The organism is Streptomyces sp. NPDC040432 (assembly GCF_055595445.1).
Genome location: NZ_JBVIVP010000001.1, coordinates 695,490 through 713,501, shown reverse-complemented (window position 1 = coordinate 713,501; position 18,012 = coordinate 695,490). Strand labels below are relative to the sequence as shown.

The 18,012-nt window shown below is 71.5% G+C and carries 19 protein-coding genes; 9 read left to right on the top strand and 10 right to left on the bottom strand.

The window, feature by feature from the left end:
• The gene (locus ACZ58N_RS03230; protein WP_471154954.1) at positions 1-1,332 is read right to left on the bottom strand and encodes an adenosylmethionine--8-amino-7-oxononanoate transaminase; all 1,332 of its coding nucleotides are present in this window, start codon (positions 1,330-1,332) and stop codon (positions 1-3) included.
• On the bottom strand, positions 1,325-2,608 hold the full coding sequence (gene bioB / locus ACZ58N_RS03225) for a biotin synthase BioB (protein WP_471154952.1): 1,284 nt from the start codon (positions 2,606-2,608) through the stop codon (positions 1,325-1,327). The genes ACZ58N_RS03230 and bioB overlap by 8 nt, the downstream gene beginning before the upstream one ends.
• A gap of 156 nt (positions 2,609-2,764) precedes the next feature.
• Between bioB and ACZ58N_RS03220 the strand changes: the two genes are divergently transcribed.
• The gene (locus ACZ58N_RS03220; RefSeq protein WP_471154949.1) at positions 2,765-3,964 is read left to right on the top strand and encodes an 8-amino-7-oxononanoate synthase; all 1,200 of its coding nucleotides are present in this window, start codon (positions 2,765-2,767) and stop codon (positions 3,962-3,964) included.
• A gap of 13 nt (positions 3,965-3,977) precedes the next feature.
• Here ACZ58N_RS03220 and ACZ58N_RS03215 read toward each other — a convergent pair whose 3' ends face one another.
• Positions 3,978-4,199: a DUF397 domain-containing protein gene (locus tag ACZ58N_RS03215; protein ID WP_471154947.1), complete on the bottom strand. Its 222-nt coding sequence runs from the start codon at positions 4,197-4,199 to the stop codon at positions 3,978-3,980.
• Positions 4,200-4,211: 12 nt separating this feature from the next.
• Positions 4,212-5,096: a helix-turn-helix domain-containing protein gene (locus ACZ58N_RS03210; RefSeq protein ID WP_471154945.1), complete on the bottom strand. Its 885-nt coding sequence runs from the start codon at positions 5,094-5,096 to the stop codon at positions 4,212-4,214.
• Positions 5,097-5,293: 197 nt separating this feature from the next.
• On the opposite strand from ACZ58N_RS03210, the gene ACZ58N_RS03205 reads away from it, so the two are divergent.
• From ACZ58N_RS03205 to ACZ58N_RS03170, 8 genes are all read left to right on the top strand, one after another.
• Positions 5,294-5,749 (top strand): ATP-binding protein, encoded by a 456-nt coding sequence (locus ACZ58N_RS03205; protein ID WP_471154942.1) that lies wholly within the window; start codon positions 5,294-5,296, stop codon positions 5,747-5,749.
• 377 nt (positions 5,750-6,126) lie between these two features.
• On the top strand, positions 6,127-6,429 hold the full coding sequence (locus tag ACZ58N_RS03200; protein WP_471154940.1) for an urease subunit gamma: 303 nt from the start codon (positions 6,127-6,129) through the stop codon (positions 6,427-6,429).
• A 14-nt stretch (positions 6,430-6,443) separates the two neighbouring features.
• The gene (locus ACZ58N_RS03195) at positions 6,444-6,755 is read left to right on the top strand and encodes an urease subunit beta (RefSeq protein ID WP_471154938.1); all 312 of its coding nucleotides are present in this window, start codon (positions 6,444-6,446) and stop codon (positions 6,753-6,755) included.
• Positions 6,748-8,469, top strand: a complete 1,722-nt coding sequence (locus ACZ58N_RS03190; RefSeq protein WP_471154935.1) for an urease subunit alpha — start codon at positions 6,748-6,750, stop codon at positions 8,467-8,469. The genes ACZ58N_RS03195 and ACZ58N_RS03190 overlap by 8 nt, the downstream gene beginning before the upstream one ends.
• Before the next feature lie 34 nt (positions 8,470-8,503).
• Entirely contained in the window at positions 8,504-9,178 is a 675-nt protein-coding gene (locus tag ACZ58N_RS03185; RefSeq protein ID WP_471154933.1) for an urease accessory protein UreF, read from the top strand.
• Between the two features lie 20 nt (positions 9,179-9,198).
• Positions 9,199-9,894 carry an urease accessory protein UreG gene (gene ureG / locus ACZ58N_RS03180; protein ID WP_471154930.1) on the top strand — a complete coding sequence of 232 codons (696 nt, stop codon included), beginning with the start codon at positions 9,199-9,201 and terminating at the stop codon, positions 9,892-9,894.
• Entirely contained in the window at positions 9,891-10,700 is an 810-nt protein-coding gene (locus ACZ58N_RS03175; RefSeq protein WP_471154928.1) for an urease accessory protein UreD, read from the top strand. The genes ureG and ACZ58N_RS03175 overlap by 4 nt, the downstream gene beginning before the upstream one ends.
• A 196-nt stretch (positions 10,701-10,896) precedes the next feature.
• Positions 10,897-12,561: an alpha/beta hydrolase gene (locus tag ACZ58N_RS03170; protein WP_471154926.1), complete on the top strand. Its 1,665-nt coding sequence runs from the start codon at positions 10,897-10,899 to the stop codon at positions 12,559-12,561.
• A 37-nt stretch (positions 12,562-12,598) separates the two neighbouring features.
• On the opposite strand, the gene ACZ58N_RS03165 is transcribed toward ACZ58N_RS03170, so the two are convergent.
• The 6 genes from ACZ58N_RS03165 to ACZ58N_RS03140 all read right to left on the bottom strand — a co-directional run bounded on the left by ACZ58N_RS03165 (position 12,599) and on the right by ACZ58N_RS03140 (position 17,906).
• Positions 12,599-13,309: a lysophospholipid acyltransferase family protein gene (locus ACZ58N_RS03165; protein WP_471154925.1), complete on the bottom strand. Its 711-nt coding sequence runs from the start codon at positions 13,307-13,309 to the stop codon at positions 12,599-12,601.
• A gap of 133 nt (positions 13,310-13,442) precedes the next feature.
• A complete protein-coding gene (locus tag ACZ58N_RS03160) occupies positions 13,443-13,601 on the bottom strand; it encodes a hypothetical protein (RefSeq protein WP_471154923.1) in 159 nt (52 codons plus the stop codon).
• A gap of 32 nt (positions 13,602-13,633) precedes the next feature.
• The gene (locus tag ACZ58N_RS03155; protein ID WP_471154921.1) at positions 13,634-14,590 is read right to left on the bottom strand and encodes a cytochrome c oxidase assembly protein; all 957 of its coding nucleotides are present in this window, start codon (positions 14,588-14,590) and stop codon (positions 13,634-13,636) included.
• 91 nt (positions 14,591-14,681) lie between these two features.
• Positions 14,682-15,707, bottom strand: a complete 1,026-nt coding sequence (locus ACZ58N_RS03150; RefSeq protein WP_471154919.1) for a 6-phosphofructokinase — start codon at positions 15,705-15,707, stop codon at positions 14,682-14,684.
• A 202-nt stretch (positions 15,708-15,909) separates the two neighbouring features.
• Positions 15,910-16,638, bottom strand: a complete 729-nt coding sequence (locus tag ACZ58N_RS03145; protein WP_471154916.1) for a type 1 glutamine amidotransferase — start codon at positions 16,636-16,638, stop codon at positions 15,910-15,912.
• Between the two features lie 29 nt (positions 16,639-16,667).
• Positions 16,668-17,906, bottom strand: coding sequence for a Mur ligase family protein (locus ACZ58N_RS03140; protein WP_385571607.1), 1,239 nt, complete (start codon positions 17,904-17,906; stop codon positions 16,668-16,670).
• Positions 17,907-18,012 lie beyond the last annotated feature (106 nt).

Genomic DNA, 18,012 nt, shown 5'->3' with positions numbered 1-18,012 from the left:
TCAGCCTTCCCGTGCGGCCGCGACGACCGCACGGCAGATGCGGGCCACGTCCGCGTCGTCGGTCACGAACGGCGGCATCGTGTAGATCAGGTCGCGGAAGGGGCGCAGCCAGGCGCCTTCCCGGACCGCGGCCCGGGTGGCGGCGGCGATGTCGACGTCGTGCGTGAGTTGGACCACGCCGATCGCGCCCAGCACCCGTACGTCCCGGACACCGGGCAGGTCGGCGGCCGGGGCCAGGCCCTCGCGCAGACCGGCCTCGATGCGTTTGACCTCGGTCGTCCAGTCCTGCGCGAGCAGGAGGTCGATCGAGGCCAGCGCGACCGCGGTGGCCAGGGGGTTGCCCATGAAGGTCGGTCCGTGCGCGAGCACCGGGACCTCCCCGCGCGAGATGCCGTCGGCGACGCGGGAGGTGCACAGCGTCGCCGCGAGGGTGAGGTAGCCGCCGGTCAGCGACTTGCCGAGGCACATGACGTCCGGGGTGATCCCCGCGTGGTCGGCGGCGAACAGGGCGCCCGTGCGGCCGAAGCCGGTGGCGATCTCGTCCAGGATCAGCAGGACGTCGTACTCGTCGCAGAGTTCGCGCAGTACCCGCAGGTGGTCCGGATGGTGGAAGCGCATGCCGCCCGCGCCCTGCACGACCGGTTCCACGATGACGGCCGCCAGCTGATCGGCGTGTTCGGCGATGAGGGCCCGCAGGTGGGCGGCGTACGCCGGGTCCACGGGGGTGTCGAAGTCCCCGGGTGGGGCGTCCGCGAAGACCTGTCGCGGCAGGTGTCCCTGCCACAGCTCGTGCATCCCGCCCTCGGGATCGCAGACGGCCATGGGTTGCCAGGTGTCGCCGTGGTAGCCGCCGCGCCAGGTCAGCAGCCTGGTCTTGCCGGTGTGCCCGAGGGAACGCCAGTACTGGAGGCACATCTTGACGGCGACCTCGACGGACACCGAGCCGGAGTCCGAGAGAAAGACGTGCTCCAGTCCCGCCGGGGTGATCTCGACCAGCTTGGCCGCGAGCCGGACGGCGGGCTCGTGGGTGAGCCCACCGAACATCACGTGTGACATCTTGCCGAGTTGGGCCGTCGCGGCCTCGTTCAGCACCGGGTGGTTGTAGCCGTGGATGGCCGACCACCAGGAGGACATGCCGTCCACGAGCTCGTCCCGGCCCTCCGCCGGGGCGCCCAGCCGCAGCCGGACGCCCGAGGCCGAGGCGACGACGAGGGGTTCCTGTCGCCCCGGCATCGGACCGTACGGGTGCCAGACGTGCTGCCGGTCGAGCGCAAGGAGCTCGGAGGCCGGCAGCGGGTCGGGCCGGTGGTGCGGGTGGTTCGCCTCAGGCATTGGGGGCGATATCCGTTCCCGTGCCACGCCGGCGGACGGTCACCAGGCCCGGACGCACCTCACCGGCCGCCGCCTGCGCGGGCGCCGCGTCAACGGTGTCGACGGCCGCGGCGGGCTCGGCGTGCCCCGAGCAGCCACCGCAGGCGGAACCGCAGCCGGCCTCGGCCGCACCGGAAGCGGACGCCGGGGCGGACCCGGACCCGCAGACGGACCCGCCGCCGGAGCCGCAGGGGCTGCCCGAGGAGACCGCGGCAGCCGCGCCGGCGACGTCGGAGCGGTGCTTCGGGAGGGTCGTCGTCCCGGCGCCCTCCACCTCGAAACCGGCGTCCGCGATCATGTCGAGGTCGGCCTGGCCCGCCTGGCCCTCACTGGTGAGGTAGTCGCCGAGGAAGATCGAGTTGACCAGGTGCAGCGCCAGCGGCTGCATGGTCCGCAGGTGGACCTCGCGTCCGCCCGCCAGCCGGACCTCGACGTCGGGGCAGACGAAGCGCACCATCGCCAGGATCCGCAGGGCGCGCTGCGGGGTGAGGTTCCACTCCTTGGCCAGCGGGGTGCCCTCGAACGGGATCAGGAAGTTGACCGGCACCGAGTCGGGGTCGAGCTCGCGCAACGAGTAGACGACGTCGACGAGGTCCTCGTCGCTCTCGCCCATGCCCGCGATCAGGCCCGAGCAGGCCGACAGGCCCGCCGCGTGGGCCTTCTGCACGGTGTCGACGCGGTCCGCGTACGTGTGGGTCTTGGTGATCTGGCCGTAGGTGGCCTCGGAGGTGTTGAGGTTGTGGTTGTAGGCGTCGGCACCCGCGTCGCGCAGCCGCTCGGCCTGACCGTCGGAGAGCAGACCGAGGCAGGCGCAGACCTCGACGCCCTCGTTCTGCTCCTTGATGGCGGCGATCGTCCTGCCGACGCGGTCCACGTCGCGGTCGGTCGGGCCGCGGCCGCTGGCCACCAGGCAGACCCGCTTGGCGCCGCCGGCGACGCCCGCCGCCGCGGCCTCCGAGGCCTCCTCCGGCTTCAGCCACGTGTACTTGAGGATCTCGGCCTTCGATCCCAGCCGCTGGGAACAGTACGAGCAGTCCTCGGGACAGAGGCCGGACTTCAGGTTGACCAGGTAGTTCAGCTTGACCCGACGGCCGAACCACTGGCGGCGCACCTTGCCGGCCGCGGCCACCACGTCGAGCAGGTCGTCGTCAGAGGTCGCCAGCACGGCGAGTGCCTCTTCGCGGGTCGGCAGCTCGCGCCGCAGTCCCTTTTCCACCAAGGTGTTCAGCAGGTCCATGAGGCTGATCCTGAACCACGCGACCACTCCCGGCCAAGGAGAGAATGAACAACATGGCCGGAACGGAGTGTGTGTATCGCCACACCTGGCGCACGGGGTGCTGCGGCTAGGGTCTTTCTGATCTGTGGACTGCCGACAAAAATCGAGGACCCGCCGATGCCTGAGCACGCTTCCGAGCGCCCGGACGTCTTCACCTGGATCGACGAAGCCGAACGGGCCCGTGAGCGGGCCGGGCTGGTCCGGACCCTGCGGCCGCGTCCGGCCTCCTCCCCGCTGCTCGACCTGGCGAGCAACGACTATCTGGGCCTGTCCCGGCATCCCGAGACCGTCCGGGGCGCGCGCGAGGCGGCGGAGCGTTGGGGAGCGGGAGCGACCGGGTCCCGTCTCGTCACGGGCACGACCGAGCTCCATGCTGAGCTTGAGCGGGAACTGGCGGCGTTCTGCGGCTTCGAGGCGGCTCTGGTCCTTTCGTCCGGTTATGCTGCGAACCTGGCCGCCGTGACGGCGCTCAGCGACCGCGGCACCCTCGTCGTCTCCGACGCCGGCAACCACGCCTCGATCGTCGACGGCTGCCGCCTCTCGCGCGCCGAGGTCGCGGTCATCCCGCACGGGGAGCCGGATGCCGCGCTCAAGACCCTCGCCGCGCACGCCGGGCGGGCGCTGCTGGTCAGCGACTCGGTGTTCTCCGTCGACGGCGACGCCGCCCCGCTCGCCGCGTACGCCGCGGTCTGCCGGGCCGAGGGCGCGGCGTTGGTCGTGGACGACGCCCACGGGCTCGGGGTGTTGGGCGAGGGCGGCCGCGGCGCGCTGCACGCGGCGGGCCTCGCGGGTGCGTCGGACGTGGTCGCGACGGTCACCCTCTCGAAGTCCCTGGGCAGCCAGGGCGGCGCCGTGCTGGGGCCGGCCAAGGTGATCCGGCACCTGATCAACACCGCGAGGACGTTCATCTTCGACACCGGGCTGGCCCCGGCCGCCACGGGCGCGGCACTGGCGGGCCTGCGGCTGCTCCGGCGGGAGCCGCAGCGCGCGGATCGGGCCCGGGAGGTGGCCGCCCTGCTGTACGAGCGGCTCACCGCGTCCGGCCTGACCGCGGCCCGGCCGGACGCGGCCGTGGTGTCGGTACGGTCCCCGTCGGCCTCGGAGGCACTGCGCTGGGCCGCCGATTGCCGCGAGGCAGGTCTGTCCGTGGGGTGCTTCCGGCCGCCGTCCGTGCCGGACGGCATTTCCCGGCTGCGGCTGACGGCGCGCGCCGATCTCACGGGGGACGAGATCGGTCGGGCCGTGGAGACGATCCTGCGGACCGCTCCGGCGGGGGCCACCGACCTGCGGGTGACCCGGGACCAGGGCGTGTTGTGAATGTGGCGTCGGGCTAGCCGAGCCCGTCCGACCGTACGGACGCGAGGAAGCCGTCCCAGGCCGGTCCGGTGAAGAGCACGGCCGGGCCGTCCGTCCGTTTGGAGTCGCGGACGGCCAGCAGGCCGCTACTGAGGGCGGCCGCCTCCACACAGTTGTTCATTCCGGTGCTGCGGCTGCTCCGCCGCCACCGCGCGCTGTTCAGAAGTCCGCCGGTGGATAAGGGGGTTGCGGACACGGGAGTGCCTCCTTACGCGTCGTCAGCGATAGAGCTGATGAGATCCGACGAGTCACGGGGCGGGAGGGCGTGCGCCTGGATGGTGCGGAACGCGGCGCTGTACGCGTCCAGGTCTTCCTTCCGCTCCAGATAGAGGCTACTCGTCAAATGGTCGAGTACCACCACATCGAGATCGGCGATGCTCGGAAATGAGAAAATTACGAACGGTCCGGTGAGGCCGAGATGTCCCCCCACGCTGAACGGCAGCACCTGTAGCCGCACTTGGGGCAGTCGCGCCACCTCCACCAGGTGCCCCAACTGTTCCTCCATCACCCCCGGCCCCCCGATCTGTCGGCGCAGCACCGCCTCGTCCAGCACCGCGCTCAGCTCCAGCGGCGGATCCGCCCGCAGGACCGTCTGCCGTGCCAGCCGTACGTCGACCAGCGCGTCCACCTTGGGCTCCGGCAACCCCCCGAGCGCGGCCCGGGTCACGGCCCGCGCGTAGTCCGGCGTCTGCAACAGGCCCGGGACCACGGAGAGTTCCACGGTCCGGGCGGCGCGCGCCCCCGCCTCCAGGCTGATGAAGTCCCGGTACTCCTGCGGCAGCAGGCCCCGGTAGTCGTGCCACCACTGGCGGCCCCGCCCGGTGTCCGTGCCCGCGGCGGGACCGGCCGCCGAGGCTCCCAGCGCCTCCAGCAGCGCCCGCTGCTGCACGCTCACCACCTCGCCGTAGGCGTCCAGGAGCAGCCGGATGTCCTCCGCCTTCACGCCGCTGCGACCGGTTTCGATGCGGCTGATTTTTGACTGGTGCCATCCCACGATCCGGGCAACCTCACCGCTGGTGAGCCCGGACCGGTCGCGTAGGGCACGCAGTTCCTCGCCGAGCTTGCGCCGACGCACTGCCGGACCGTGCTGCATACCCGCTCTCCTTCCACCGGCACAGCTCGCACCAGTCTGCCGTCCAAATACGCTCTTCCGTAGCCGAGTTCACCGCATCGAGCGACAGATATATGCATATCTTGGGGGATCTCCGGATTCGACGGCACGATGGGTGGCACTCTGGCGCTCAGCGTAGATCCGGGGCGGCTCCGTCCCGGTGGGAAAGGGACGTCGCCATGGCAGATCACCAGGAAGCATCCGTCACTCTGCCGAGCGATCCGGTATCGGTCGCCACCGCCCGCCGCTACGTGGGGGAGGTGCTGAGCGGATGGGGCCTGCCCGCGGACGCCGTCATCGCGGACACCGTCCGGCTGATCGTCTCCGAACTCGCCACCAACTCCGTCCAACACACCTTCGGCCAGTCACCCACCTTCACGGTCGACGTCCGCCTGGAGCGCGAGGAATGGCTGCGCATCGGTGTGACGGACAGTCATCCCCGCTGGCCCAAGCGGCTCCCGGCCGCCGTCCAGCAGGACAACGGCCGCGGCATGGTCATCATCCGCTGGCTGGCCGCCGAGGCGGGCGGCCGGCTGTCGGTCAGCCCGACCGAGGACGGCGGGAAGACCGTGTGGATCGCGCTGCCCTGGCAACCCGTCGGCGCTCCGGCGGCCGGCGCGGCCCGGGGGTGCTGACCGGATCCACCGCGCCCCGCCATGGGTTGGGACGTCCGTTGCGATGCGCCGGACCGGGTCGAGGAACACCCCTCCCCGCTCCCGGCGCCCCGGCCGTATACGGAAGCCGGTCCGTCGGGTCTCCCGGTCGCCATCGGTTGCCTCGTCGAAACGTGGGTTAACGCGGCCGAAAAGCGCGAGCCCTACCGTGGGGCCCTCGGTCTTCCGTCAATGATCACCCATGGCCCGGCAAAGCGACGGTGATGGGGACGGAAAGCCTCTCCCCGCGTTGGGCAAGACCTGCTTGGCACGGATATGCACAGGTCAACAAAGCGTTGAAGACGACTACGGTCGTCCCGGCGCGATGTTGATCATGTCCTGGAAGCTTGGTGATACGTGTGCGACTGACACCACATGAACAAGAGCGGCTTCTCATCCACGTCGCCGCCGACGTGGCCGAGAAGCGGAGGGGGCGCGGGCTCCTGCTGAACCACCCCGAAGCCATCGCCCTCATCACCTCGCACCTCCTCGAAGGGGCCCGTGACGGACGGACCGTGGCCGAGCTGATGAGCTCCGGCCGGACCGTCCTGCGGCGCGACGAGGTCATGGAGGGGATCCCCGAGATGATCCACGACGTCCAGGTGGAGGCGACCTTCCCGGACGGCACCAAGCTCGTCACCGTCCACGACCCGATCGTCTGAGAGGGAGTGCCCGCATGATCCCGGGGGAAATCGCCTACGGGGACGGTCCGGTGCGCCTCAACGAAGGCCGGCCCGTCACCCGCGTCACCGTGCTCAACGCCGCCGACCGACCCGTCCAGGTCGGCTCGCACTACCACTTCGCCGAGGCCAACCCCGGCCTCGACTTCGACCGGCGGGCCGCGCACGGACTGCGCCTCAACGTCGCTGCCGGAACCGCCGTCCGCTTCGAGCCGGGCATCCCGATCGCCGTGGAACTCGTACCGCTCGGTGGCCTCAGGCAGGTGCCCGGACTGCGCGGCGAGACCGGGGGGCCGCTCGATGGCTGAGCTGTCGCGCCAGGTGTACGCCCGACTGTTCGGGCCGACGGTCGGCGACCGGATCCGGCTCGCCGACACCGACCTCATCGTGGAGATCGAACAGGACCTCAGCGCCGGTCCCGCCGGTTCCGGCGACGAGGCCGTCTTCGGCGGTGGGAAGGTCATCCGCGAATCCATGGGCCAGTCCCGCGCCACCCGCGCGGAGGGAGCCGCCGACACGGTGATCACGGGGGCGCTGATCCTCGACCACTGGGGCATCGTCAAGGCCGACATCGGCATCCGGGACGGCCGTGTCAGCGCCCTCGGCAAGGCGGGCAACCCCGACACCATGGACGGGGTGGACCCGGCCCTGGTCATCGGACCCGAGACCGAGATCATCGCGGGCAACGGGAAGATCGTCACCGCCGGCGCCATCGACGCGCACGTGCACTTCATCTCCCCGACCGTCATCGACGAGGCCCTCGCCTCGGGGATCACCACCCTCGTCGGCGGCGGTACCGGCCCCGCCGAGGGCTCCAAGGCCACGACCGTCACCCCCGGACCCTGGCACCTCGCCCGGATGTTCGCCGCGCTGGAGGGCTACCCCGTCAACATCGGGCTGCTCGGCAAGGGCAACACCATGTCCCGCGAGGGCATGTACTCCCAACTGCGCGGCGGAGCACTCGGTTTCAAGCTCCACGAGGACTGGGGATCCACGCCCGCCGTGATCGACGCCTGCCTGACCGTCTGCGAGGAGACCGGCGCCCAGGTCGCGATCCACACGGACACCCTCAACGAGGCCGGATTCGTCGCCGACACGCTCGCCGCCATCGCCGGTCGGTCCATCCACTCGTACCACACCGAGGGCGCGGGCGGCGGGCACGCCCCCGACATCATCACCGTAGTCTCCGAGCCCAACATCCTGCCCAGCTCCACCAACCCGACCCGGCCGCACACCGTCAACACCGTCGAGGAACACCTCGACATGCTGATGGTCTGCCACCACCTCAACCCGGCCGTTCCCGAGGACCTCGCCTTCGCCGAATCGCGGATCAGACCGTCGACCATCGCCGCCGAGGACGTCCTGCACGACCTCGGGGCCATCTCCATCATCTCCTCCGACTCCCAGGCCATGGGGCGGGTCGGCGAAGTGGTCATGCGCACCTGGCAGACCGCCCACGTGATGAAGAAGCGCCGCGGCTTCCTGCCCGGCGACGGCCCCGCCGACAACCACCGGGCCCGCCGCTACGTCGCCAAGTACACGATCAACCCGGCCGTCGCCCAGGGGATCGCCCGCGACGTCGGCTCGGTCGAACCCGGCAAACTCGCCGACCTGGTGCTGTGGGACCCCGCCTTCTTCGGGGTGAAGCCCGACGTCGTCATCAAGGGCGGCCAGATCGCCCACGCCCAGATGGGCGACGCGAACGCCTCGATCCCCACCCCCCAGCCCGTACTGCCCCGGCCCATGTTCGGCGGCCGGGGAAGGGCGCCCGCACTGAACTCCCTCAACTTCACCTCGCAGGCCGCGCTCGACGACGGACTCCCCGAACGGCTCGGCCTCGTCAAGGAGTTCGTGGCGATCGAGAGCACCCGCAAGGTGGGCAAGGCGGACATGCGCAACAACGACGCCATGCCGAGGGTCGAGGTCGACGCCGACACCTTCACCGTCACCATCGACGGCGAGGCCGTGGAACCCGCACCGGCCCGGGAACTCCCCATGGCCCAGCGCTACTTCCTGTTCTGATGGGACGCCACACGACGACGCGGGAGCTCCCGAGGTGAGTCTCGCCGCACTGCTGGTCCTCGCCGACGGCCGCTTCCCCGCCGGAGGGCACGCGCACTCCGGCGGGGCGGAGGCGGCCTGCAAGGCCGGCCGCATCCACGACGCCACCACCCTGGCCGCGTTCTGCCGGGGCCGGCTGCACACCACCGGCCTCACGGGTGCCGGGCTGGCCGCAGCCGCGGCCCTCGGACTCGACCCCGCAGCGCTCGACGAGGCCGCCGACGCCCGCACCCCCTCGCCCGCACTGCGCACCGCGGCGCGGCGCCTGGGGCGGCAACTCCTGCGGGCCGCCCGCGCCACCTGGCCCGACCCCGCGCTGGACGCGCTGGCCGCAGCCTTCCCGCGCGGGGCGCACCAGCCGGTGGTACTGGGGGTCGCCGCCGGGGCGGCCGGGCTCGGACCGCTGGAGGCCGCGCACGTGGCGGCGTACGAGAGCGTCAGCGGGCCCGCCACCGCGACCGTACGGCTGCTGGGATTGGACCCCTTCGAGGCGAGCGGGGTGTTGGCCCGGCTGGCCCCCGAGTTGGACGCGGTGGCCGCGCGGGCGGCCGAAGCCGCCCTGCTGGCCCGCACCCGGGGCCCGGGGGCACTGCCCGCCGCCTCCTCGATCCTGCTGGACATCACCGCCGAGGCCCATGCCGCCTGGCCCGTACGCCTCTTCGCTTCCTGACCACTTCCGAAGGAGCCCCCATGCACCTCGACCACGACGTGATCCCGAACCACCGGCACACCCACAGCGCCGACCCGCTACGGGCCGACGGCAGCAGGCGCGCCCTGCGGATCGGCCTCGGCGGGCCCGTCGGCTCCGGGAAGACCGCCACCGTCGCCGCCCTCTGCCGCAGCCTGCGCACCGAACTGTCCATGGCCGTCGTCACCAACGACATCTACACGCGGGAGGACGCCGAGTTCCTGCTCCGCGAGGCGGTACTGCCGCCCGAGCGGATCGCCGCCGTCGAAACGGGGGCCTGCCCGCACACCGCGATCCGCGACGACATCTCCGCCAACCTGGAGGCCGTGGAGGAACTGGAGGAGGCCTTCCTGCACAGCGGTCCCCTCGACCTGATCCTCGTCGAGTCCGGCGGGGACAACCTGACCGCCACTTTCTCCCGGGGTCTGGTCGACGCCCAGATCTTCGTCATCGACGTGGCCGGGGGCGACGACATCCCCCGCAAGGGAGGGCCCGGGGTCACCACCGCCGACCTGCTGGTCGTGAACAAGACCGACCTCGCGCCGCACGTCGGCTCCGACCTCGGCCGGATGGCCCGCGACGCGGCCGAGCAGCGCGGCGACCTGCCCGTCACCTTCCAGTCCCTGCGCGGCCCCGAGGGCGTGGCCCCCGTGGCGGCCTGGGTGCGCGAGCGGATCGCGGCCTGGATCGTACGGTGACCCCCGCGCCCGCCGTCACCCCGCCCCCGGCGCCCCCGACCGCCCCACCCGCCGCGGGCCTGTCGGCCACCGCCCGGATCGAGGCCGTCGCCGACGGCAGGGGCGGCACCGCCCTGCCGCTCCTCTCGGGGGAGGGGCCGCTCGCGCTGCGCCGCATCCGGGGCGCCGGGGACGAGGCCGAGGTGATGCTGGTCGGGGCGATGAGCGCCCCCCTCGGCGGTGATCACCTCACGGTCGAGGCGGCGGCGGGACCCGGCGCGCGCCTCGCCGTGCGTTCGGCGGCCGCCACCCTGGCCCTGCCCGGCCGGGGCGGCGAGCCCGCGCGGTACGACGTACGGCTGACCCTCGCCGGGGACGCCGCGGTGCGCTGGCTCCCGGAGCAGCTGGTCTCCGTGCGCGGCAGCGACCTGCGCGTGCGCACCCGTGCCGAACTGGCGCCGGCCGCCCGGCTGGTGCTGCGGGAGGAACAGGTGCTGGGCCGGAGCGGCGAGGATCCCGGCCTGCTGCGCAGCCGGCTCACCGTCACCCGGGACGGCCGTCCGCTGCTGGATCAGGACACCGCCTGCGGCCCCGGTGCGCCCGGCGGCTGGGACGGGCCGGCGGGACTCGCCGGTCACCGGACGCTCGGCCAGCTGCTGGTCGTCGACCCGGCGTTCGCCGCGGCTCCGCCTGCGGCCGCGGTCCTGGGGGAGTTCGCCGTGGTCACCCCGCTGGCCGGCCCGGCCGTACTGGTGTCGGCGCTGGCCCCCGACGCGCTGCGGCTGCGCGAGGTCCTGGACGCCGCCTGCCGCACGTACGGTTGGTGACGGCAGGTCACCTTCGAGGATCGTCGACACCCGGCACCGGTCAGCGGTACAGGCCTCTCCGGTTATCGGGTTGGCAAAGAACGGGCCCGGGCACTGTCGCCGGGTAGGAGCCAGGCAGCAGGATCCCCTTGCACCCCAAGATCGAGGCAGACCGACCGGCCGCCCATGGCGGCACCTACGCAAGGGGAACCACCACGTGATACGTACCGCGGCGCTGGGGAGCGCCGCCACTCTCGTCACCGGCGCACTGGCCGCAGGCCTGTTGCTCGCGACGCCCGCCACGGCGGCTCCGGCCGGCCGTGACAACGGATCCGCCGAGGCGGCCGGGGTACGGATCGCCGCCGCGCGCGCCGCGCGGACCGGCATCGACTGGAAGGACTGTCCCGCCGACTGGGGCTTCGAGAAGCCGATCCAGTGCGGCTGGGTCAAGGTTCCGCTCGACTACACGAAGCCCTTCGGCAAGACCATCGACCTGGCCGTCGACCGTGCCGTCAGCACCGGGACCAAGGAGGAGCGTCAGGGCGCCCTCGTCTACAACCCGGGCGGCCCCGGCGGCTCCGGCATGCGCTTCCCGCGTCGGGTCACCACCAAGAGCCCGCTGTGGGTGAACACCTCGAAGGCCTACGACTTCGTCGGCTTCGACCCCCGCGGCGTCGGGCACTCCGCGCCGATCTCGTGCGTCGACCCCCAGGAGTTCGTGAAGGCTCCGAAGGCCGACCCGGTCCCCTCCAACGAGGCCGACAAGCGCGCCCAGCGCAAGCTCGCCGCCGAGTACGCGGACGGCTGCAAGGAGCGCAGCGGCGAGATGCTGCCGCACATGACCACCCCCAACACCGCGCGCGACCTGGACGTCATCCGGGCTGCCCTCGGCGAGCAGAAGCTGAACTTCCTCGGCGTCTCCTACGGCACCTACCTGGGTGGGGTCTACGCCACCCTGTTCCCCACCCACGTGCGCCGCATGATCGTCGACAGCGTGGTCGACCCCGACCGGGACAACATCTGGTACGAGGCCAACCTGGGCCAGGACGTCGCCTTCCAGATGCGTTGGAACGACTGGCAGGACTGGGTCGCCAAGAACGACAGCGTCTTCCACATCGGTGACACCCGCGCCAAGGTCGAGGCGAAGTACCAGGAACTGCGCGCCGCCGCGAAGGCCAACCCCATCGGCGGTGTCGTCGGCCCGGCCGAGCTGATCGGCTTCTTCCAGGGCGCCCCGTACTACGACTCCTCCTGGGTGCCCGTCGCCCAGACCTGGAGCGCGTACCTCGCGGGTGACACGCAGGCGCTGGTCGACGCGATCGCCCCGGACATGTCCGACACGGTGGGCAACGCGGCGTCGGAGAACGGCAACGCCGTCTACACCGCCGTGGAGTGCGCCGACGCCAAGTGGCCCACCAGCTGGGCCAAGTGGGACCGCGACAACACCAAGCTGCACCAGAAGTACCCGTTCCTGACCTGGTCCAACGCATGGATGAACCTGCCCTGCGCGACCTGGAAGTCCAAGCAGAGCACCCCGATCGAGGTCGGTGCCAAGCGCGGTCTGCCGCCGGTGCTGATCGTCCAGTCCGAGCGGGACGCCGCCACCCCGTACAAGGGTGCGGTCTCGCTGCACAAGCGGCTGGCGGGCTCGCGCCTGATCACCGAGAAGAACGCCGGTTCGCACGGCGTCACCAGCCTGGTGAACCCCTGCATCAACACGCGGGTCGACACCTACCTGCTGACCGGCAAGGTCGACGCCAAGGACGTGACGTGCGCCCCGCACGCCACGCCGGTGCCGCCGGCCCCGGCCGCCGCGAAGTCGGCCGACCGGACGACCGGCTCCGACCTGCCGGCGCGCGAGGAGCTCCCGGCGGTCCGTTGAGACCCCGGAAGCACTGACGCGAGGTGAGGGAGAAGGCTCAGCGCCCCGGGCGCCGGGCCTTCTTCCGCTTCTCCTCCTCCTCGGCCTTGACGTCGGCCGCGTACCGGTCGACGTACTCCTGCCCGGAGAGCCCGAGGATCGCGTACATGATCTCGTCGGTGACGGCCCGCAGGACCGCCCTCTCGCCCTCCATCCCGGCGTACCGGGAGAAGTCCAGCGGGGCCCCGAAGCGGATCGTGACCCGCCGGACCTTCGGAAGTTTCTGACCGGGAGGCTGGATCTCGAAGGTTCCCACCATCGCACAGGGAACCACCGGCACCCCGGCGCCGAGCGCCATCGCCGCGACCCCGACCTTGCCCTTGTACAGGCGTCCGTCGTGGGAGCGCGTGCCCTCGGGATAGATGCCGAGCAGCTCGCCCTTCTCCAGCACCCCGAGCCCCTCGCGCAGCGCGGCCTTGCCCGCGTCCTTGCCGGAGCGGTCCACCGGGATCTGCCCGGCGCTGCGGAAGAAGGCGGCGGTCAGCCGGCCCTTGACCCCCGGACCGGTGAAGTACTCGGCCTTCGCCAAGAAAGTGATCCTCCGCTTGAGGATCGCGGGCATGAGGAAATGGTCCGAGAAGGAGAGGTGGTTGCCCGCGACGATCGCGGCGCCCTCCGGGGGGATGTTCTCCAGTCCTTCGATCCGCGGCCGGAACAGCAGCCGCAGCAGCGGGCCGAGCAGGACGTGCTTGAGCAAGTGGTAGAACACCGGGCAGCTCCCGTCGATGCCTCAAGGTCACGACCATCCTACGGACAGTCAGGCACGGAGCAGGAGGGGTGGGTACGGTCCGCGGCGCGACGGGGCACGGACCCGCGCCGGGCGGGCCCGCAGGGCGGGCGGGTCAGACGCTGCGGGAGGCGGCCAGCCCGAGGGTCAACAGCCCCAGCACGATCCAGCCGAACCACAGCCAGCCGTTGCTGCCGATCACCACGGAATACGCCGAGACGGCCACCAGGGCTGCGAAGGTCGTGACGGCCATCGCCTTAACGGATCCGGTCATGCCCCATGGTGGCGCGGGAGGGTGCCCCCGCGCTACTGGCCGCGCCCTTGGAGCGACGCGAGATACGAGTTGTACGCCGCGAGCTCCTGGTCGCCGTCCCGGTCCGCCGCCCGGTCGGACCGTTTCGCGGCCCGCTGTTCCGAGTGGTACCACTGGTAGACCAGCGCGATCAGGACCAGTACGGAGGGGATCTCGCTGAAGGCCCAGGCGATGCCGCCGCCCCACTGCTGGTCGAGCAGGGGGTCGATGCCGAGCGAGGCGGGCGGGCTCGCGTACGTCCCGATCATCGGCTCACTGGCCATCATCAGGGCGATGCCGAAGAAGGCGTGGAAGGGCATGCCCGCGAACAGCTCCAGCATCCGCATCACGTATCCGGGGCGGTGCGGTCCCGGGTCCACGCCCATGATCGGCCAGAAGAAGATGAGACCGACCGTGAGGAAGTGGACCATCATCGCGATGTGCCCGGTCCGGCTCTCCATGAGGAAGTCGAAGAGCGGGGTGAAGTACAGCCCGTAGAGGCTCGCGATGAACATCGGAATGGTGAAGGCCGGGTGGGTGACGATCCGCATGTACCGGCTGTGCAGCAGCTTCAGCAGCAGCTCGCGCGGGCCCTTGCGGCCACGACCGGCGGGCGGCAGCGCGCGCAGCGCCAGCGTGACCGGGGCCCCGAGCAGCAGCAGGATCGGGGTGATCATGCTGATCACCATGTGCTGGACCATGTGCACGCTAAACATGACCATGCCGTAGTCGTTCAGCTTGGTGCACATCACCAGGATCACCGTCAGCACACCGAGGGTGAAGGCGACCGTCCGACCGACCGGCCAGGCGTCACCGCGCCGACGAAGTCGCAGCACGCCCCACGCGTAGAGGGCGAGCCCGGCCAGCGACGCGAACAGGAAGAAGGCGTCGAAGGAGAACTCCAGCCCGCGCCCGAGAGTGAACGGCGGCATGTCCATGGGCATGTCCATGCCGTGCCCGCTGTGATCCATCTGTTCACTCCCTTGACCGTGGTGCTCCACCACAGTAATGGGGGCCCCGGAGGCGAACGCGTCCGGGGCCGCCGTCAGAAGGGGGGAAACATCACAGAACGGTCTGGGCCTCGTCGTACCGCTCGGCCGGCACCGTCTTGAGGGTCTCCACGGCTCCCGCGAGCGGGACCATCTCGATGTCCGTGCCGCGCAGGGCGGTCATCATGCCGAACTCGCCGCGGTGCGCCGCCTCGACCGCGTGCCAGCCGAAGCGCGTCGCGAGCACCCGGTCGTACGCGGTGGGCGTGCCCCCGCGCTGGACGTGGCCCAGGATCACCGGACGGGCCTCCTTGCCGAGGCGCTCCTCCAGTTCGACGGCGAGCCGGTTGCCGATCCCGGCGAACCGCTCGTGACCGTAGATGTCCGTACCGCCCTGCTCCAGGGCCATCGAGCCCTCGGCCGGCTTGGCGCCCTCGGCGACGACGACGATCGCGAACCGCTTGCCCGCCTCGAACCGCTCGCCGACGATCGCCGTCAGCTCCTCGATGTCGAAGGGCCGCTCCGGCACGACGATGGCGTGCGCGCCGGCCGCCATGCCCGAGTGCAGCGCGATCCAGCCGGTGTGGCGACCCATGACCTCGACGACCATCACGCGCTGGTGCGATTCGGCGGTGGTCTTCAGTCGGTCCAGGGCCTCGGTGGCGACGCCCACGGCCGTGTCGAAGCCGAAGGTCACATCGGTCGAGGCGATGTCGTTGTCGATCGTCTTGGGCACGCCCACGATCGGGAGCCCGCCCTGCGACAGCAGGTGGGCCGCCTTCAGGGTGCCCTCGCCGCCGATCGGGATGATGGCGTCGAGCCCGAGGTCCGCGACGTGTCCGCGAGCCCGCTCCACACCGTCGCGCAGGTGCGCGGGCTGGACGCGGGAGGAGCCGAGGATGGTGCCGCCGCGGGCCAGGATGCCGCTGACGGCGTCCAGGTCGAGCTTGCGGTAGTCGCACTCCAGCAGGCCGCGCCAGCCGTCGTGGAAGCCGATCACCTCGTCGCCGTGGTCGACGACGGCGCGGTGCACGACGGAACGGATGACGGCATTGAGGCCGGGGCAGTCGCCTCCGGAAGTGAGCACACCAATGCGCATGGCAGGAAGAACCTTTGCAACGTGGGCCGACGACCGGACCACGTCGTCCGGTTGGAACTAACCGTCACCCTACAAGCGGATCCGTGATGGACTGAACCATCCTCCACATGCTGGTCCGATCAATCGTACGAACGAACGCACGCCGGGCCCGGATCCCCGCGGGGGGATCCGGGCCCGGCGTGCGGTACGGCGTGGCCGCGCGTTACGCGGGCTGCGTGGCCGCAGCGATGCGCTCGGCGCGCAGCGCGTCGTACCAACGGTCGTCTATGGCCGGCAGCGCGTTCACGTCGAGGGCCAGCTTCAGCAGCAGGTCCGCGATCAGCGGGTTGCGGGCCATCACGGGGCCGTGCATGTACGTACCGAAGACGGTGTCGTTGTACGCGCCCTCGGTGCCGTCGCCGCTGCCGTTGCCCCGACCCATGCTGACCCGGGCGAACGGACGGGCCGTCGGGCCGAGGTGGGTCACGCCCTGGTGGTTCTCGAAGCCCGTCAGCTGCGGCAGGCCCAGGCGCGGGTCGATGTCGGCGAGGACGTCGCCAACGCACCGCTCGCCCTCGCCGCGCACGGTGACGACGTCCAGCAGGCCGAGGCCCTGCTGACGCTGGCCGACGTCGTTGACGAACTCCTGGCCCAGGATCTGGTACCCGGCGCACACGGAGAAGACGATCGCCCCGTTCGAGACGGCCCGCTCCAGACCGCCGTCGCGCAGCAGGCGCTCCGCGGCCAGTCGCTGCGGACGGTCCTCACCGCCGCCGATCAGGTAGATGTCGCCCGACGTGGGGATGGGCTGGTCGCTGCGCACGTCCACGCGCTGCACGTCCAGGCCGCGCTGGCGCGCCCGGCGCTCCACGACGAGGGCGTTGCCCTGGTCTCCGTACGTGCTGAGCAGGTCGGGGTAGACCCACACCAGACGCAGGCTGTTGTCGCTCATGCTCTTGTCCTCTGCGTTTCTGACGGGGGCTAGTTGCCGACGCGGCGGCGCACGTCCTGGAAGGCGGTGTAGTTCGCGATCAGCTCGATCTGTCCGGGCGGCGCCAGCTGCACGGCCTCGTCGAGCGTCTCGCACACCCGGAAGTCCAGTCCCGCGACCTCCAGGCGGACCGCCAGGTCCAGCTTGCGGTCGCCGATCACGAAGATCGGGTGACCGGCCAGGCGCGGGTAGTCGACGTCCCACAGCCAGGAGGTGTCGGTGCCGTCGGCGCCGCGCGCGTTCACCGAAAGGATCACCGGGGTCGGCGGCGGGTCGATCAGCGAAAACGTTTCGAGCCAGCCCGCGGGGTTCTTCGCCAGCAGCAGCCGCAGCTCGCGCCCCATGAAGTTGACGACGTCGTACCGGCCGGCCACCGCCTGCACCTGGTACATGCGCTCCAGCGCGACCTGGGGCGGCACGCCGAACACGGCGGCCACGGCGGCGGACTGCGCGGCGTTGGCCTTGTTGGCACGGCCCGGCAGCTGGAGGTGGATCGGCCAGGCCGAGCCGTGCGGGTCCAGGACGTGGTCGCCGGAGAGGACCCAGCTCGGGGTCGGGCGGCGGAAACCGCACTCGGCGCAGAACCAGTCGTCACCCGGACGCTGCATCACGCCACCGCAGGAGGGGCACGACCAGGCGTCGTCCTTCCACTCCTGGCCGGCGGCGACCCACACCACGTTCTGCGAGGACGAGGCCGACCACACGATCAGCGGGTCGTCGCAGTTCGCGATGATGACGGCCTTCGAGCCCTCCAGGCCCTCGCGCCACTTCTCGGCGAGCATGCGGGTCTCCGCCGCGCGGTCGAGCTGGTCGCGGGAGAGGTTGAGCAGGGCGATCACCTTGGGGGTGACGTCCCGGGCCACTCCGGCCAGGTACTTCTCGTCGACCTCGATGACGCCGTACTTGGCGTCCGAGCCGCCGGCCAGGGCCGAGGTGATGCCCGCCGGCATGTTGGCGCCCAGCGCGTTGGAGACGACCGGACCGGCGGCGCGCAGGGCCTCCGCGATCAGGCGGGTCGTCGTGGTCTTGCCGTTCGTCGCGGACACGAGGACGACATCGAGGTGCTGCGCCAGCGCGCCGAGAAGATCGGGGTCCAGCCTGAGTGCGACCTTGCCACCGATTACCGATCCGCTTCCGCGTCCCGCGGCCCGCGACACCGCCGCCGCGGCCTTGCCCGCCGTCACGGCCAGCTTGGCCCGCGGCGAAAGCGGCTCCGTGTTGCCTGCCATCGTCCCTTGTCCTCCTAGCGTCGGTCGGCCCCAGCCTATCCAGTACCTGCCGCGGCCTTGACCGCGGCGCCCCCGGGCCGCCGCGGATCTCCTCATATATTCGCCC

Excerpts from the sequence above, each read along its gene's own strand:
- ACZ58N_RS03210 (WP_471154945.1), bottom strand. The coding sequence starts at position 5,096 with ATGCAGCACGGTCCGGCAGTGCGTCGGCGCAAGCTCGGCGAGGAACTG.
- ACZ58N_RS03140 (WP_385571607.1), bottom strand. The coding sequence starts at position 17,906 with ATGGCAGGCAACACGGAGCCGCTTTCGCCGCGGGCCAAGCTGGCCGTG.
- ACZ58N_RS03195 (WP_471154938.1), top strand. The coding sequence starts at position 6,444 with ATGATCCCGGGGGAAATCGCCTACGGGGACGGTCCGGTGCGCCTCAAC.
- ACZ58N_RS03155 (WP_471154921.1), bottom strand. The coding sequence starts at position 14,590 with ATGGATCACAGCGGGCACGGCATGGACATGCCCATGGACATGCCGCCG.
- ACZ58N_RS03145 (WP_471154916.1), bottom strand. The coding sequence starts at position 16,638 with ATGAGCGACAACAGCCTGCGTCTGGTGTGGGTCTACCCCGACCTGCTC.
- ACZ58N_RS03150 (WP_471154919.1), bottom strand. The coding sequence starts at position 15,707 with ATGCGCATTGGTGTGCTCACTTCCGGAGGCGACTGCCCCGGCCTCAAT.
- ACZ58N_RS03230 (WP_471154954.1), bottom strand. The coding sequence starts at position 1,332 with ATGCCTGAGGCGAACCACCCGCACCACCGGCCCGACCCGCTGCCGGCC.
- ureG (WP_471154930.1), top strand. The coding sequence starts at position 9,199 with ATGCACCTCGACCACGACGTGATCCCGAACCACCGGCACACCCACAGC.
- ACZ58N_RS03205 (WP_471154942.1), top strand. The coding sequence starts at position 5,294 with ATGGCAGATCACCAGGAAGCATCCGTCACTCTGCCGAGCGATCCGGTA.
- bioB (WP_471154952.1), bottom strand. The coding sequence starts at position 2,608 with ATGGACCTGCTGAACACCTTGGTGGAAAAGGGACTGCGGCGCGAGCTG.
- ACZ58N_RS03220 (WP_471154949.1), top strand. The coding sequence starts at position 2,765 with ATGCCTGAGCACGCTTCCGAGCGCCCGGACGTCTTCACCTGGATCGAC.
- ACZ58N_RS03190 (WP_471154935.1), top strand. The coding sequence starts at position 6,748 with ATGGCTGAGCTGTCGCGCCAGGTGTACGCCCGACTGTTCGGGCCGACG.
- ACZ58N_RS03160 (WP_471154923.1), bottom strand. The coding sequence starts at position 13,601 with ATGACCGGATCCGTTAAGGCGATGGCCGTCACGACCTTCGCAGCCCTG.